This is a genomic window from Staphylococcus coagulans (assembly GCF_022557135.1).
Classification (GTDB): domain Bacteria; phylum Bacillota; class Bacilli; order Staphylococcales; family Staphylococcaceae; genus Staphylococcus; species Staphylococcus coagulans.
Genome location: NZ_CP092966.1, coordinates 2,253,171 through 2,270,466, shown reverse-complemented (window position 1 = coordinate 2,270,466; position 17,296 = coordinate 2,253,171). Strand labels below are relative to the sequence as shown.

Sequence of the window (17,296 nt, the reverse complement as noted above, 5' to 3'; positions counted from 1 at the left end):
TCCTCATAAAATATATGATATTGCCCTACAAAGTCGCACAGATATAGTGCACACTTTGTAGGGCATTTTTAATTTGAATATAAGTAATATGAGCTATTAAACAGCCGTCTTATTTTTTAATAGGCAAACTTTGTGTAATATCTATACCTAATACAATAGGTAATAAGAAATAGACAACGACAATAATCATGACAATGCTGAGTAAGTTCATGATAAAGCCTTTGACGGCCATTTCTTTAATTTCTATTTTGCCGGTACCAAAAACAATGGCATTTGGTGGTGTACCTACTGGTAACATATAGGCGCAGTTCGCAGCCATTGCAGCAGGTACCATTAATAATAATGGATGTACATCAATAGCAACAGATAACGTAGCGAGAATCGGTAAGATCATCGTCGCAGTTGCCGTATTCGATGTAATCTCTGTTAAAAATAAGATGAACACTGTAATGACGATAACAATAACGATAGGACTTACATCTTTCAATAACGTCATTTGTTCTCCTAGCCATTTTGCAAGCCCACTTGCTTGTATTCCTTTTGCGAGCGCGAGGCCTCCTCCAAATAGAATGAGCACGCCCCATGGTAATTCTTTTGCGATAGACCAATCTAAAATACGTTTATGCTTATTTTTTGCAGGAATTAAGAAGAGTAAAATTGCCACAAACATCGCAATCGTACCATCTGCTACCAGTTGAGTAGTTCCCCATTTTGAGAGTAAAAACTCACGTGAAATCCATAAGAAGCTCGCAATTAAGAAAACAATAAATACAACTTTTTCTTCATATTTAATTTTGCCTAATTCAGCAAGTTTATCTTTAATTACCTTTTGGCCTCCTGGCAATGACTTCATATCATGACGAAAAGCGATAAATTTAAAATAGAGCCAAGCTAGAAATAATAGTAAGATGACAGTTGGAATCCCAATAATCATCCATTTCCCAAAACTTAATTCTTGTCCAAAATGTGTGGCATATTGGCCTTTTAAAATAATAAGAGGTGGTGTTCCGATAAGTGTTCCGAGTCCACCAATCGTTCCTGCGTAGCCGATACCTAAAACGAGCGCACGCTCAAATTTTAAAATGCTTTCTTCATTGTCATTTTCAGTTTTTAAGGCATGTGCTTCATTGATAATAGCTAAACCAATAGGAATCATAATCATCACGGCAGCTGTATTCGACACAAACATCGATAAACCGCCAGTTGCTAACATAAAACCAAGTAAAATACGCCCAGTACTTGTCCCAATGCTATTAATAATTGTTAAGGCAATCCGTGTATGTAAATCCCAACGTTCCATTGCGATAGCGAGAATAAAGCCACCTAAAAAGAGATAAATAATATCGTTCCCGTATTGAGCGGAAACTGTGGCACTATCCATGACATGACCTAAAGGTAATAAAACTAAAGGCAATAAACTTGTCGCGGGAATAGGGATTGCTTCAGTAATCCACCAAATGGCAATCCAAGCTGTAATAGCGAGTACATAAATGCCTTTAAAAGATAAGTCGTCAGGTCTTACAAATAGTAAAATTAACGCAAAAAGAAGGGGTCCTAATACTAGCCCGATTAACTGTGCAAGCGTATACGAAGGATCCTTCTTTTTCTCTGTAAAAAACGTCAACAATCGTGACTCATTAGAGTTATTCATGATGTTGCCCCCCCTTTGTTTTTAATACACCATCCCATAAGTAGTATCATATTTGAAAATAGTATAGCACATTCATTAATGGCGTATCTAGAGGGTTTCAGCAATAAACAGCGAAGTTAATCTGCAAAATGAAAACGCTTTATATTTTTAGTGTGTATAAATTGAAAAATATTTTAGAAAGGGCGTTAATGCAAGCAGAAGGCCCGTAACAAGGTGAGATAGTATAAAAAGATATTAGCGCTTGGAAAAGCCCTGTAAACGAATAGCATTCAATTCATTTCAGGGCTAAGTATAATCATGATTTATTTTTGAGGTGATTTTAAGATTTGAATAGGTTTACGAATAAAAGATTTGGCTACTTGATCAGATATAAGAAGACCTACTGCGATTGCACCGGCGATTAATGTTGCACGAACAAAGATGTCGCTGGCTTCATTAAAATTTAATGTGAGCAATTGTTGAGTGGCTTTAAAAAAGATACTTCCTGGCACTAAAGGAATAATACCTGGAACCATAAAGATAATCACAGGAGATTTATACGTGCGTGCCATCATGTGAGAAATAATTCCTAAAATAAAGCTGCCATAAAGGCTGGCATAGATACTGTCCATAGTAAAAACGTCATTAGCAACAAAGAAAGTTAAATAACCGAAGCCACCACATAAACCAGCGGGTAAAAATAGTCGAGTAGGTGCATCGTATACAAAAGCAAAACAAAATGAAGTTAAAAAACTACATATAAAGATAAAGACAATTGTCAATGTGAGCACCCCCTATAATATTAAAAACGCGGTTGTTACACCTGCACCAATTGCGAAAGATGTAACGATTGCTTCTAAAAATTTTGCTGTAAACATGAGCATGTGGCGACCAAATAAGTCTTGAATTGCGGTTGTTATTAGAACGCCGGGAACAATAGGCATGACTGCAGCGGTGATGGTGGCTCCAATATTTGGACTGCCTAACCAATGGTTGAGCGGGATGGCGATAAGTCCAATTGTAATGGCGCCTAAAAAGTCAGGAATGAAGAGCGTCAGTTGCTTGTTTTTCATCCATTCTGTCACAAAATAACCTAGTGCACCTGCTAAAACAGCTGGAAAAACATCGATCCAAAAAGCACCTTGTAAATATGAAAAGCCTAGCGAAATCATGCCAGCAAATAGCATTTTATGTCCTAAAGCGTAACGCGGTTGTTTTTGTTCGATTTCTTTTAATATGTTATATGCACGATCAAAGTCAATCGCATGCTGTGCGATTTGTCTCGAAATATGATTGACTAAATAAACGTTTCTTAAGTTAGTGTCATTTTTCTTAATTTTAACCATGCGTGTATCATGATCAGGTGACAAAGAAAAATTAATAAAAATATTGAGGGCATAACCTTGCGCTTCATCATAGCCATAGCTTTGTGCAATGCGTTTCATTGTATCTTCTACACGCGTAGCTTCTGCGCCACATTCAAGTAGAATGCGTCCTGCTAAAATGACTAAGTTTGTGACTTCTCGATCAGAAGGTATAATTTGGGTCATCAATGTCACCTGCTTTTTTATCTGTCATAGTTAACTCCTATCCTGGGTCAAAGTAATTATAATGAATAGTAAAGGTCTAAATGATATCAATTTCTTAATATTGTGAAAATAAAAACCATCGAAAACAAAGTGTTCCATTAAGCTGAAGCTGATTGGAAAGCACCTTTTTGATATAGACCGATTATAGCATAAGAGATGTTGAAATAAATATCGACTTTGTTGAAGAATGAAAGGCCATTAAAAATAGAAAGAACAATTTTTAAAGATATGGAGAGTCGCGTATTTGACAATCATAAAAAAGCTGAGACGTGACAACGCCTCAGCTTTAAAGAGTACACGAAACAAAATGTGATTGGTGACGGGCTACAAGGCGTATCTCGCGGCACATTCATCTCGTTATTATTAAGCTTATATTATTGAATCGCCATTAAAGTATTAATACCTTCTTTATCTAAATGGTGACCGACAAAGAAACTACCAAATTCACCATAGCGTGCTGTTGTTTCATCAAAACGCATTTCATAAACAATTTTTTTGAATTGTAGTACATCATCAGAAAATAATGTTACGCCCCATTCGAAATCATCGAAGCCAACAGAACCTGTAATAAACTGTTTGATTTTACCGGCATATTTGCGACCAATTAAACCATGATTGTACATTAACTTTTTACGCTCTTCCATAGATAACATATACCAGTTATATGTTTCGTTACGACGTTTGTTCATAGGATAGAAACAAATATATTGTTTATGTGGTAATTCAGGATATAATCTCGCTTTTACATGTGGATTTTCATAAGGATCTTCCTCTGAATCACCACCTAAATAATTACTCAACTCTACCACTGAAACATATGAATATGTAGGAATAAAATGGTCAGCGATGGCTAACTTATTAATCTCGTTTTCAATTTCAGTTAAATCCTTCATTTCTGGACGTAAAAACCATAATAATAAATCAGCCTTTTGCCCTGTTACATTGTAAATCACTTGATCGCCACTATGATCTGACTTCGCTTGATCAAAACGATCGAGTAATTGATGGAAAGCAGCAACCATTTCTTCACGATCCGCTTCTGGAACCAAACGCCAAGAAGCCCAATCTATCGCATAAAATAAATGCAAACTATACCAACCATCTAAAGTCTCTGCTGCATGACTCATTCAGAACACTCCTTAGAAATAGAATTATAATTAAATTTTATCATAAAGGGAGCAGGACAGAAATCTATTTGATTTCGTCGTCCTGCCCCAGCAAAGATGTGTAGGGTTGCGCAAAGCTTGAAAAAGCGAAGGCGCAATCCAGCCATCAACTGCGCTTTCTAATAGATATGGATAACAAAAGATGCAGGACAGAAATCTATTTGATTTCGTCGTCCTGCCCCAGCAAAGATGTGTAGGGTTGCGCAAAGCTTGAAAAAGCGAAGGCGCAATCCAGCCATCAACTGCGCTTTCAAAGAAATATGGATAACAAAAAATGCAGGACAGAAATCTATTTGATTTCGTTGTCCTGCCCCAGCAAAGATGTGTAGGGTTGCGCAAAGCTTGAAAAAGCGAAGGCGCAATCCAGCCATCAACTGCGCTCACTAGAGTTTACGCAAAAATTATACATGCAGGATAGAAATGGATTTGACTAGATCCCCCTATCCCTAGATTTACAGTGAGTGGCATGGAAATCTATGCTTAAATAACGTATAATAATAGATGGAAATTATTGAGAAGTAAAGCAGAGGAGGACAACAATGTCTAGTTTATTAGATGTTTTAAAAGACAAACTTTCAGGTAAAAATGTGCGTATCGTATTACCAGAAGGTGAAGATGAGCGTGTATTAACAGCAGCTGTAGAATTGCAAGGTTCTGATTACGTCACACCAATCGTTTTAGGTGATGTGGACAAAATTAATGCATTAGCAGCTGACAAATCTTTAAATATTGAAGGCTTAAAAGTCATTCACCCTGAAAAAAGTGACTTAAAAGCCGAATTAGTTGAGAAATTTGTGGAAAGACGTAAAGGTAAAGCAACTGAAGAACAAGCGCAATCGTTCTTAAACGATGTGAACTACTTCGGTACAATGCTTGTTTACGCAGGTTATGCAGATGGATTAGTGAGTGGTGCAGCACATTCGACTGCAGATACAGTACGTCCCGCGCTTCAAATCATTAAAACAAAACCAGGTGTGTCTAAAACTTCTGGTGTGTTCTTTATGATTAAAGAAGATCAACAATTTATTTTTGGTGATTGTGCCATTAATCCAGAATTAGGAGCATCAGATTTAGCAGAAATTGCGGTTGAAAGTGCCAAAACAGCACAAAGCTTTGGAATGGATCCTCGCGTAGCTATGTTAAGTTTTTCAACAAAAGGTTCAGCAAAATCAGATGATACAGAAAAAGTTGTAGAAGCTGTTCAACTTGCTCAAGAAAAAATAGCTTCTGAAGGACTTTCTGACGTTGTCATTGATGGCGAATTCCAATTCGATGCTGCAATCGTACCAGAAGTTGCGAAGAAAAAAGCACCAGGTGCACAAATTCAAGGTGATGCAAACGTATTCGTATTCCCAAGCTTAGAAGCAGGTAATATTGGTTATAAAATTGCTCAACGTTTAGGAGGATACGATGCAGTAGGTCCTGTACTTCAAGGACTTAATTCACCAGTAAACGATTTATCTCGCGGCTGTTCAACTGAAGACGTTTATAACTTATCTATTATTACTGCTGCACAAAGTTTACAATAATGGACTTAACATCAAAGTATTTTAATGGCCACACATGGCGCTATGTTGACCATTCTTCTGGTTTAGCGCCTATGCAATCATTTGCTTTTGATGATACGTTTTCGGAAAGTGTGGGCAAAGATTTATCTCCGAATGTAGTAAGAACATGGGTTCATCAACATACAGTGATTTTAGGTATTCACGATTCGCGACTTCCTCATTTGCAAGACGGTATTCGATATTTGACAGATACACGTGGTTATAATGCGATTGTTCGTAATTCAGGTGGTTTAGGTGTTGTTTTAGATCAAGGTGTATTAAACATTTCACTGATGTTTAAAGGTAAAACGGAAACCTCTATCGATGAAGCTTTTACAGTGATGTACTTATTAATTAGCAAAATGTTTGAAGACGAAAATGTAGACATAGATACACACGAAATTCAACATTCTTATTGCCCAGGTAAGTTTGATTTGAGTATCAATAATAAAAAGTTTGCTGGCATCTCACAACGGCGTGTACGAGGTGGAATAGCTGTGCAAATTTATCTTTGTGTTGAAGGCTCAGGCAGTGAACGTGCTGAATTAATGCGTGCATTTTACGAACATGCGCTTCACGGTGAGAAGACAAAGTTTACGTATCCAAGCATTGAGCCAGAATGTATGGCATCTTTGGAAGAACTTTTAGGTCATTCTTTAACTGTTCAAGAGGTCATGTTTAAATTGCTTTATGCGATTAAAGATTTAGGTGGTACACTGAATATGGATCCAATTACTTCATTTGAATGGGAGCGCTATGAAGGGTATTACGAACGAATGTTAGCGCGTAACGCGAAAATGAATGCAAAAATGGAATAAATAGTGCTGTATTGATTGAAATGAACGATATTAATGAGATATAGGGTTCAATCTACGAAAAGTTTTAAATAAATTAAAAGCAGTAACTGACTGGATTGCACATATGCTTGAAGCAAGCTTTACTCAATTTTAGTCATTTGTGCTGGAGTGGAACAACGAAATTAAACCGATTTCTGTTCCACTCCTTTTTTAGGTTCTTTAATGTTGGGCGAGGGACGATCTTAATAAGTTGTTAAGTGGCGTAAAAATATGGGTTGACGTTCATATCTCTAAAGATTTGTAACTTGAAAAATATTGAAAAAAGAGTAAAATGGATAGAGTTAAAAAATTGAGAGGTGGGACGCTAAAGTGAAAAATAAATTCATGGTTTGCGATGATTGCCAAGCGGTTAACATTAAAACATTGACGCAAAAGCTTAAAAAGTTAGACCCTGAAGCGGAAATTGAAGTGGGCTGTCAATCATACTGTGGACCAGGAAGACGTAAAACTTTTGCGTTTGTTAACAATCGACCACTCGCTGCGCAAACTGAGGAAGAATTGATAGAAAAGGTAACGAAACAACTTCAAAAACCAAGAGATCCAGAGGAAGAAGAACGTCTCAGAAAGCGTAATGAGGAGCGTAAGCGTCGAAAAGAAGAACAAGATCGGAAGCTGAAAGAAAAACTCGCTAAACGTCAATAAGCGGTTAAATCATTGAATTGATTCAAAATAAATAAGAGAGAAATGGCGACAGACATGTACGGATATGCCGTTGTTTTACGGTGTGGCGCACCTAGAAATAATGATGTCATTTCAAATCCTTAAAAAGGTTAAGACGTGATGACGTCTTAGCCTTTTTTATGTGTTATAGTCGGTTTTGAAAACTTTGTTCAGGTGCAAGATAAAAGAAATCATGCATATTTAGCGCTTTACATGGGAATAGTATCCATACATTCAAAAAAGTAAGAGGGATGATAATTTATGATTACGGTGCTATTCGGGGGAAGTCGAGATTACGGCAATACGGCTGCACTGGTTAAAGAAGCATTAAACGGATACGACTATGAATGGATTAATTTGACAAAATTAAAGTTTAATCCAGTGAGAGATGTCAGACATCAACATGAAACGATACTAGATTACAATGACGACTATCAAGAAGTCATTGATAAAGTGCTACAAAGCGATGAAGTGATATTTGCTTCACCGGTTTATTGGTACAGTGTGAGTGCGACATTAAAATCATTTATTGACCATTGGTCGGAAACATTACAAGATCCGCGTTACGTTGATTTTAAAGAAAAAATGGCGAGAATCAACTTTAGATTAATTATTGTGGGTGGCGATAGTCCTAGAATTAAAGCGCTACCTTGCGTACAACAGATTGAATATAGTTTGCAGTATTTAGGTGCGCATTTACAAGACTATTTAATTGGCTATGCAGAACGCCCAGGAGATATTCGTGATGATAGCTATGCAATGAAAGAAGCAAAGCGTTGGAACCAGTTTTACGCGTGACGAAATAAATATTTTCAATCCTATTTAATTGTGCATTTATGGTATAATAGTATGTATTCTATAATGCAAGTAAGGAGCGAAATGTTGAATGTATGAAGTAAGAATTGCTACACCTGATGATGTCATTGGTATCCGCGATGTTGCGACCAAAGCGTGGTACAATACGTATTTGAATATTTATGCGGCTTCCACTGTGAATGAATTACTCGCGGCTTCATATAACGAAGAGCATTTGCGTAAAAGATTAGAAGACCAACTCTTTATTGTCGCAATTGAAGATAAAGAAGTGGTAGGTTTCGCTAACTTTATACAAGGAAGCGAACTTTATTTATCAGCGCATTATGTGCGTCCACACTCACAAAATAAAGGTTATGGACGTTTATTGTTAGAAAAAGGACTTTCGCACTACGATGGTCAATATGATGCTGTCTACCTTGAAGTCGATACGCAAAATGAAAAAGGTGTCGCATTTTATGAACAAGAAGGCTTTGAAGTATTACGTACATATGAACATGTGATGTATGGTGAAACGATGCATCTCGCCCTTATGAAAAAAAGACTGAGATAAAATTGCGATTAAGGAGGATTTTCGATTGACGAAATCAACTTATGCAGCACGTAAATTACCAGAAGAAAAAGTTTTCAAAGATCCGATTCATCGCTATATACACGTACAAGATCAATTGATTTGGGATTTAATCAAAACAAAAGAATTCCAGAGGTTACGCCGAATTAAACAACTCGGTACGCTCAATTTAGCATTTCATACTGCTGAACATAGCCGTTTTGGTCATTCGCTTGGCGTTTATGAGATTGTTCGACGCATGATTGACGAATCGTTTAGAGGACGGCCAGAGTGGAATGATGCAGATCGACCACTAGCGATGTGCGCAGCCTTGTTACACGACTTAGGACATGGCCCATTTTCCCATAGTTTTGAAAAAATCTTTGATACAGACCACGAAGCATATACTCAGGCGATTATTGTAGGAGACACGGAAGTCAATAAGGTACTGAAACGTGTCAGTGACACGTTTCCAAATGAAGTCGCCGAAGTGATTAATAAAACGCATGACAATAAGTTAGTCATTTCAATGATTTCATCACAAATTGATGCAGATCGAATGGATTACTTACAAAGGGATGCTTATTTCACAGGTGTGTCTTATGGTATGTTTGATATGGAACGTATTTTAAGATTGATGCGCCCTTCGAAAGATGAGGTACTGATTAAAGAGAGCGGAATGCATGCCGTTGAAAACTTTATTATGAGTCGCTATCAAATGTATTGGCAAATCTACTTTCACCCTGTGAGTCGTGGTGGAGAGGTTTTGCTTAATCATTGTTTTAAACGCGCGAAATACTTATATGAGCAAGGCTATGCTTTTAAGATTTCTCCAAGAGATTTTGTGCCTTTTTTTGAGAATAGAGCAACAGTTGAAGAATATATTAAATTAGACGAAACAGATGTTACATATTACTTGAAAGAATGGATGGAAGAAACGGATCCGATTTTAAGTGATTTGTCGCGTCGCTTTATTAATCGTGATTTATTTAAGTATTTACCATTTGATGGCTCCATTATTACGATTACTGAGTTACGCGATTTATTTCAACAGGCGGGTATCGACCCTGACTATTATTTTGTCAGTGATTCATTTTCAGACTTACCTTATGATTATGACCGACCTGGATCTAATAGACAACCGATACATTTATTACAAAATAATGGTAGTATTCGAGAAATTAGTAGCCAATCGCTGATTATTTCAAGTATTACAGGTATTAAACGTGAAGACTATAAGCTCTATTATCCTAAAGAGCTTATTATTAATATTGAAGATCTCGAGATAAAAAGTACTATTATTAATCTTTTGAATGAGTTGAATTAATCAATTAGTGATTGAGAGAACCATGCATTTTGCCTCATATGAAGGGGCACAAAAGATTATGTTGCCGTTAAGGATGGGGATTGGGCATACGCTTTGAATGAGGCGTGGCATACTTCTTATTACTATTACTGATTGGGAAGACGTCTTTCAAATCAATTTTTATCCTTCACTTGTATTTGAGAGAACATGTTTGATGGAGGGATATGCAATGGCGGAGAAAAAAGGCTTTAATTTTAATATTATTAAAAAAGACCCGCTAGATGGTCATAAAGGGACGAATTTAGGTTCCATTAGTTTAGATAATGTGGCACCTGTTTTTATTGATATCGAAGCACAAGAAGCGTTTATAGATATTGGTGCGATGCATGCACGTGCTAAAGTAGAGCGAGGTGTGAAATGGATAACAGACAAGGAAATTGTTGATGTTGATGGCGCAAAAGCCTATTGGTTATGTTGGGTCACAACAGAAAGAGGAGAGCAAGGGCCCTATTACGCTGGCGTGACTGCAGCTTATATGCTTGTTAATAAGTCAATTCGTCGGGGATATAAAAGTATGCCTGAACATGTGAATATGATGGATAAATCGATGAAGCACAAAGTCATTGTCGACCATATTGGTGCGGACAATCGTAAAGTCCTCGCTGAATTTTTAAAATCGCATCATCCTGAAATGTGGCGCAACTCAGATGTGACGTTGCATCAAGCGCTGAACGATGAAGCAAACTAACATTTTCCAGAAAAAGGGAGCCGGACATGATGTCTTGCTCTCTTTTCTTTATTGTATTGTGTGATATAATGGCTTGTATTATTCTATAAAGTAAGGTGAATGACACTGTGGAACATAATATCAAAGTTGATGTGCGTCAAATTGTAAAAAAAGATGGAGATAAGGACATTTTCTCCCATCAAACGACTGGGCAATGGTTGAAAAAAGATGCAGACTTCATTCGATATCATGAAAAAGTGGATGACGCTGCTGTAAATGTGACCGTAAAATTAGCGGATGACAGTATCAAGATTATTCGTAAAGGTGATATCAATATGACACTTCATTTTGTTGAAGGTCAAGATACGACCACATTTTATGAGTTTCCGCATGGTAAAATGGTGTTAACCGTCCATACAATGAGTATATTACATTTTGTGAGCGAAAATGGTGGAAAACTTAAAGTGTATTACGCCTTATTTCAAGGAAATGAACAGATTGGAAAATATCAATACGAAATTAAATATAAGGAGATATAAGATGAATATTATCGATCAAGTTAAAGACACTTTAGTTCAAGAAATTAAAAATAGTATTCAACAAGCGCAAATCGTGGACACAATTCCTGATATTAAAATTGAAATCCCAAAAGATAGTAAAAACGGGGATTATTCAACAAATATCGCTATGGTTTTAACAAAATTAGCAAAGCGCAATCCGAGAGAAATCGCACAACTTATTGTTGACCATTTAGATACGGAAGCGGCACATGTAAAATCTATCGATATCGCTGGACCAGGGTTTATTAATTTTTATTTAGACCCAAGTTATCTCAATGTTGTGATTGATCAAGCGTTAGAGCAAGATCTCGCATTTGGTCGTGTAGCTGAACCTAAAAATGAAAAGATTCTAGTTGAATATGTATCAGCCAATCCTACTGGAGATTTACATATTGGGCACGCACGTAACGCTGCAGTCGGAGATACGTTGAGTAATGTACTTGATGCAGCCGGCTATGACGTGACACGTGAATATTATATCAATGATGCAGGTAATCAAATCACAAACCTAGCCAAATCCATTGAAGCACGCTACTTACAACAATTAGGATATGATGCGGAAATGCCACAAGATGGCTATCATGGTCAAGACATTAAAAATATAGGTGCAGATTTAGCAGAAAAACAGCCGCATTTAGTTGATTTAGCAGAAGATGAACGTTTAAAAACGTTTAGAAAATTAGGTGTAGACTATGAAATGGAAAAATTAAAGCAGGATCTTGCTGATTTTAATACGCATTTTGATCATTGGTTTAGCGAAACATCGCTCTATGAGAAAAATGAAATTAAAGCGGTTCTCGCTAAAATGGATGAATTAGGCTACACGTATGAAAAAGATGGCGCAACGTGGTTACGTACGACTGATTTTAAAGACGATAAAGATCGTGTATTAATCAAAAAGGATGGTACTTATACGTACTTCCTACCTGATATTGCGTATCATTATGATAAAATTCAACGCGGTAATCAAAAACTAATCAACTTGTTCGGCGCAGATCATCATGGCTATATTAATCGTCTGAAAGCTTCATTAGAGACATTTGGTGTTGATAGTAATCGTTTAGAAATACAAATTATGCAAATGGTACGTTTAATGCAGGATGGCGAAGAAGTCAAAATGAGTAAACGTACAGGAAATGCCATTACACTACGAGAAATTATGGATGAAGTGGGTGTAGATGCAGCACGTTATTTCTTAACAATGCGTAGCCCAGACACACATTTTGACTTTGATATGGCGCTTGCAAAAGAGCAATCACAAGATAACCCTGTATATTATGCGCAGTATGCACATGCACGTATTTGCTCTATCTTAAGACAAGCAACAGCACAAGGTTATCAAGTAGAAAAAGGTGCAGATTATCAAACAATCACAAATGAAAAAGCGATTGAATTATTAAAGAAAATCGCCGAATTTGAACCGATGATTGAAAGTGCAGCAGAAGCGAGAGCCCCTCATCGTGTGACAAATTATATTCAAGATTTAGCTGCGCATTTCCATAAATTTTATAACGCAGAAAAAGTGTTAACAGAAGACGATGCAAAAACTCGGGCCCACATCGCATTAGTTGATGCAGTGCGTATCACTTTACGAAATGCATTACATTTAGTCGGCGTTTCTGCACCAGAACAAATGTAAAATTAGACTATAAATCATAAAATTAAAAGTAAAGTAAGGTAGAAATCTAGCAAACGAACATAGGTTTCTGCCTTCTTTTTGGTTATTCAATCTTCGAATATGCGTAAAAATTGATTTTGGGTCAAGGGATGATTGTGATAGGGCTTCGAATTTTACATTATTTATTATAGAAAATAAATTTTATGCACCATTAAACTTTAGAAAATGATAAGATATATGAAATAATTAAAATAGGAGTGAAACCATGAGGGGGAAAAGTTTTATAAGCATCTTACTACTCATTGTAGTTGTGCTTGCAGGCTGTAATTTTAATGCAAATCAATCTAAGGATACGGGAAAATCAACGAGTAAAGTACCAGAGCGCATTATTTCTTTGATGCCTAGTAACACAGAGGTATTATATGCATTAGGCATCGGTGATAAAGTTACCGGCGTTTCTACAGTGGATGATTATCCAAAGGAAGTAAAACAAAAGGAAAAATTTGATGCGATGCATTTAAATAAAGAAGCTTTGATTAAAGCGCAACCAGATTTAATCTTAGCGCATGAATCTCAAAAAGCGACACAAGGAAAAGTGTTAAAAGATTTGAGTGAAAGTGGTATTAAAGTGGCATATGTGAAAGATGCCCAATCAATTAATGAAATGTATGAATCATTTGAACAAATTGGAAAGCTTACAGGTAGAGAAAAACAAGCAAAATATTTAATCGATGAGACAAAAGCAAATATCAAGAAAGTAACAGATAGTGTTCCAAAACAGAAAAAAGAGCCTAAAGTATTTATTGAAATTGCTTCAGAACCAGAAATTTATACCGCTGGAAAAGGCACATTTATGAATGACATGCTTAAACAACTGCACGCTAAAAATGTATTTGATGATACAGAAGGATGGCCGAAAGTGAGTAAAGAGCAAATTATAAAGAAAAATCCTGATGTTATGGTGTCGACTGCAGGCGTTTCAACAAAGGACTATCAACAAAGCGTGAAACAACGTGGTGGTTTTGAACAAATTCGCGCAGTGAAAAAAGAGAGCGTCGTGGCTTTAAATGATGATATGTTGTCTCGACCTGGACCACGCTTAGATGATGCCATGAAATTGTTAAGAGATGCCATATATGAAAAATAAGGCCTTGCGTGGCTTAATCAGCATAATGCTTTGGATAATTGCACTGATTGTTGTCTGTGCGTATGGCCTTCTTAGCCAAATTGAATGGGGAACTCCTTTGGCGGCAACATTGATATTAGAGGTCAGACTCCCACGCGTATTATTAGCACTTTTATCAGGCATGGGTTTAACTTTAGCGGGGCAAATGTTCCAAATTATTTTGAACAATCCACTGGCAGACAGTTTTACGCTAGGGCTGGCAAATGGTGCGACAGTGGGTGCAGCATGCGCTGTTCTTTTAGGCCTATCTTTTAGTTGGATTGCCCCGTTTGCGATGATAATGGGGATGGTCTCACTTTTCATTGTGATTGCTGTCGCATATTTCATAACACGCGGTTATCCCACGCGTTCACTGATTCTAGCCGGAATATTAATTGGTTCTCTGCTAAACGCGATATTATTTTTAATGGTGCAATTTAATCCTACAAAATTACGAAATATCGTTGCCTATATGTTCGGTGGTTTTTCAGCTTCGGAATATCGCGAGGTCATCTATGTCAGTATCGTTTTAGGTCTAACATTAGGCGCAATTTTGATATGTCTTCCTAAAATTAAGCTATTACAAATGAATACGTTATCAAGTGCTGCTTTAGGTCTTCATGTAGAACGTTTATCAATCGTAGTTTTATTATTGGCGACGGCAATTTCAACCGTTATTATAGGCTTTGTTGGTGTCATAGGATTTATTGGCATGGTGATTCCTCAATTTGTACATCGTATCAGTCAACAATCCCTTACGATTAAAGTGCTGCTTAATCTCGTCATCGGGGGAACCATGATGGTATTAGCAGACGTCTTAGGCACTCAATTGCTTGCGCCTATTCAAATACCGGCAAGCATTGTATTGGCAATAATAGGTATTCCTTTAATGTTTTATCTCATGATAGTTGAACGGCGATAGGCAATTGACTATGATAGAGTTATGTAATTTTCAAGAATAACAATGAGGGGAAATCAATGGACTTAACACAAATTAAAGCAATAATATTTGATTTAGAAGGTACATTATTGGATCGTAAAAAGTCTCGAGATAAATTTATCGAAGAGCAGTATGAGCGATTTCATGATTACTTAGTACGTGTACAGGCCTCGGATTTTCGTAAAAAATTCATTGAATTAGATGACGATGAAGACCATGATAAACCGGACTTATACAAAGAAATTATTAAGCAGTTCAACGTTGATCGATTAAGTTGGAAGGACTTATTTCATGACTTTGAAATGCATTTTTATCGTTATGTATTCCCATTTTACGACACGAACTATACGTTAGAAAGATTGAAAGCAGCGGGATATAAGATTGGCGTTATTGCGAATGGTAAATCTAAAATTAAACAGTATCGTGTTTATGCACTAGGTATTGAAGAATACGTCAATTATTTATCCACTTCAGAAACGGTCGGCTTCCGCAAACCACACCCACGTATTTATGAGGATATTTTAGAAAAGTTAGATGTTCAACCCGAAGAGGTTATATATGTCGGGGATGATGCATTAAACGATGTTGCGCCCGCACATGCGATGGGAATGGTAAGTGTTTGGTATCGTCATGAAGGACAAGAAGATGAAGTCGTTCCTCTAGATTCAGAAATGGATTATGAAATCACAACACTTGAAGAGTTGTTAGATATTTTAAATGTAAAGCGGGAGGCTGAAAAGTAATGGAACTATTTAGGACATCTGATGGTACGGCATTAAATTATCGCTCAATGGGTAAAGGTTATCCCATCGTTATGATACATTCGATATATATGAACCATACGGTTTTTGAAGACATTGCCACACGATTGGCACGTTATTTTCAAGTTATATTAATCGATTTACGTGGACATGGTTATTCTGATAAACCTTTGGCGATTGATTTTCATGAATATAGCCAAGATATAAAAGAGCTAATGGACTTTCTTTACATTGAAAGTGCGACAGTAATAGGTAATGAGTTAGGTAGCACGGTCGCGTTAGATTTGACTTTGAGTGCGTCAAATAAAGTTTCTGAGTTAATACTGATTAATCCTACTGCTGATGATACTTTATTACCACATGAGCGATTATTTCGCAAATACGCAGAAACAATTCGAACATGTAATGAATCTGAACAAGAAAAGTTTTTAGAGAAGCATTTATATCATTCTAAAGGAAAAGTGCGTAAATTTCTTAAAAATGTGAATGATTCTGAGGCGTTATTAACAGATTATGAAAAAACAGCTGTTGATCATTCATTTACGGAAAATGGATTAGAAAAGATTTTACCTGAAATTCACGTGAGAACGCTCATTATTGCAGGTCAGGCAAATGAACGTGTGACACCGAATGAGTCAAAGCATGTTGCAGAGTTAATGCCAAATGCAACATATGAATTATTTAATAAGTCAGGTGTTTACCCATTTGTAGAAGAAAAAGAAAAATTTCTTAAACAAGTCAAAGATTTTATGCAAAGAACGACACATCATATGGAGTTGTAATGTTTTTGTAATCAAATTGTTATTTTATGGTGATTACGGGTATGGATAACTAAAGATAACGGCATAAAAAAGGAGTGTGCGCTTTATGAAAAAGCTAGTCAGTGCAATACTTATCGCATGTGTGACATTGTTGACTACGTACACAGGAACAGCAAACGCAATGACAGGAAATGATTTGGAGTCAGTTAAAGCATTACAAAATGGTGATCAAACAATTGAAGGGGTAACAATTGGTCAAAGTTTGAAAGATGTTTTTCGTGAAAAAGGAAAAGGGATTCATACGCAACAAGCCTATGGACACAATCATTATTATGAGTATCATACTAAAAAAGGGCTTATGATTGTAACTACAAATGGACAAAGTGAGCAGTCTAAAGTAAAAAGAATTAGTATGAGTTATCAAGCACTCAACGGACCAAGTTATGAGGATGTAAAAAAAGAAGTTAGCCAAAAAGCGATTACACGTGCACATTATAATTCTGTGACAGGAAATAATGGTTACGTGGTAGATGGCAAAGTAGCTTATCAATTTGCATCTAAAAATCCAAAAGATCATCACTTAAAACTTTATCGCATTGATTTAGAAGCTTAAACGTAAGAGGCATCCTTTAAAGATATCTTTTGT

At 36.5% G+C, this 17,296-nt stretch carries 18 protein-coding genes; 14 read left to right on the top strand and 4 right to left on the bottom strand.

Annotation, left to right across the window (positions count from 1 at the left end):
• Nucleotides 1–109: 109 nt before the first annotated feature.
• The 4 genes from KM149_RS10895 to hemQ form a co-directional block, all read right to left on the bottom strand.
• Entirely contained in the window at nt 110–1,651 is a 1,542-nt protein-coding gene (locus KM149_RS10895; protein ID WP_241415392.1) for an SLC13 family permease, read from the bottom strand.
• Nucleotides 1,652–1,953: 302 nt separating this feature from the next.
• Entirely contained in the window at nt 1,954–2,412 is a 459-nt protein-coding gene (locus KM149_RS10890) for a threonine/serine exporter family protein (protein WP_050331728.1), read from the bottom strand.
• A 12-nt stretch (nt 2,413–2,424) separates the two neighbouring features.
• Nucleotides 2,425–3,180 carry a threonine/serine exporter family protein gene (locus KM149_RS10885; RefSeq protein WP_060830339.1) on the bottom strand — a complete coding sequence of 252 codons (756 nt, stop codon included), beginning with the start codon at nt 3,178–3,180 and terminating at the stop codon, nt 2,425–2,427.
• Between the two features lie 413 nt (nt 3,181–3,593).
• Complete coding sequence (gene hemQ / locus KM149_RS10880; protein ID WP_050331725.1) at nt 3,594–4,346, bottom strand: hydrogen peroxide-dependent heme synthase; 753 nt, start codon at nt 4,344–4,346, stop codon at nt 3,594–3,596.
• A 578-nt stretch (nt 4,347–4,924) separates the two neighbouring features.
• Between hemQ and pta the strand changes: the two genes are divergently transcribed.
• From pta to KM149_RS10810, 14 genes are all read left to right on the top strand, one after another.
• Entirely contained in the window at nt 4,925–5,914 is a 990-nt protein-coding gene (gene pta, locus KM149_RS10875; protein WP_165545131.1) for a phosphate acetyltransferase, read from the top strand.
• Entirely contained in the window at nt 5,914–6,750 is an 837-nt protein-coding gene (locus KM149_RS10870; RefSeq protein WP_060830338.1) for a lipoate--protein ligase family protein, read from the top strand. Before pta ends, KM149_RS10870 begins: the two co-directional genes overlap by 1 nt.
• A 348-nt stretch (nt 6,751–7,098) precedes the next feature.
• Nucleotides 7,099–7,431 (top strand): YuzB family protein, encoded by a 333-nt coding sequence (locus tag KM149_RS10865; protein WP_050331722.1) that lies wholly within the window; start codon nt 7,099–7,101, stop codon nt 7,429–7,431.
• A 279-nt stretch (nt 7,432–7,710) separates the two neighbouring features.
• Nucleotides 7,711–8,247, top strand: a complete 537-nt coding sequence (locus KM149_RS10860; protein ID WP_165545130.1) for a flavodoxin family protein — start codon at nt 7,711–7,713, stop codon at nt 8,245–8,247.
• Nucleotides 8,248–8,335: 88 nt separating this feature from the next.
• Nucleotides 8,336–8,815: a GNAT family N-acetyltransferase gene (locus KM149_RS10855; protein ID WP_050331720.1), complete on the top strand. Its 480-nt coding sequence runs from the start codon at nt 8,336–8,338 to the stop codon at nt 8,813–8,815.
• 25 nt (nt 8,816–8,840) lie between these two features.
• On the top strand, nt 8,841–10,139 hold the full coding sequence (locus KM149_RS10850; protein WP_050346044.1) for an HD domain-containing protein: 1,299 nt from the start codon (nt 8,841–8,843) through the stop codon (nt 10,137–10,139).
• 208 nt (nt 10,140–10,347) lie between these two features.
• On the top strand, nt 10,348–10,866 hold the full coding sequence (locus tag KM149_RS10845; RefSeq protein ID WP_050331718.1) for a YwhD family protein: 519 nt from the start codon (nt 10,348–10,350) through the stop codon (nt 10,864–10,866).
• Between the two features lie 107 nt (nt 10,867–10,973).
• On the top strand, nt 10,974–11,384 hold the full coding sequence (locus KM149_RS10840; protein ID WP_050331717.1) for a YwiB family protein: 411 nt from the start codon (nt 10,974–10,976) through the stop codon (nt 11,382–11,384).
• 1 nt (nt 11,385) lies between these two features.
• Nucleotides 11,386–13,044 (top strand): arginine--tRNA ligase, encoded by a 1,659-nt coding sequence (gene argS / locus KM149_RS10835; RefSeq protein WP_214971569.1) that lies wholly within the window; start codon nt 11,386–11,388, stop codon nt 13,042–13,044.
• A 244-nt stretch (nt 13,045–13,288) separates the two neighbouring features.
• Nucleotides 13,289–14,170, top strand: coding sequence for an ABC transporter substrate-binding protein (locus KM149_RS10830; RefSeq protein ID WP_165545128.1), 882 nt, complete (start codon nt 13,289–13,291; stop codon nt 14,168–14,170).
• Nucleotides 14,160–15,110, top strand: a complete 951-nt coding sequence (locus tag KM149_RS10825; protein ID WP_182280428.1) for a FecCD family ABC transporter permease — start codon at nt 14,160–14,162, stop codon at nt 15,108–15,110. The genes KM149_RS10830 and KM149_RS10825 overlap by 11 nt, the downstream gene beginning before the upstream one ends.
• A 56-nt stretch (nt 15,111–15,166) precedes the next feature.
• Nucleotides 15,167–15,871, top strand: coding sequence for an HAD family hydrolase (locus KM149_RS10820; RefSeq protein WP_241415391.1), 705 nt, complete (start codon nt 15,167–15,169; stop codon nt 15,869–15,871).
• Nucleotides 15,871–16,671, top strand: a complete 801-nt coding sequence (locus KM149_RS10815) for an alpha/beta fold hydrolase (protein WP_165545126.1) — start codon at nt 15,871–15,873, stop codon at nt 16,669–16,671. The genes KM149_RS10820 and KM149_RS10815 overlap by 1 nt, the downstream gene beginning before the upstream one ends.
• Before the next feature lie 85 nt (nt 16,672–16,756).
• Entirely contained in the window at nt 16,757–17,263 is a 507-nt protein-coding gene (locus KM149_RS10810) for an SA0570 family protein (protein WP_165545125.1), read from the top strand.
• Nucleotides 17,264–17,296: the final 33 nt, after the last annotated feature.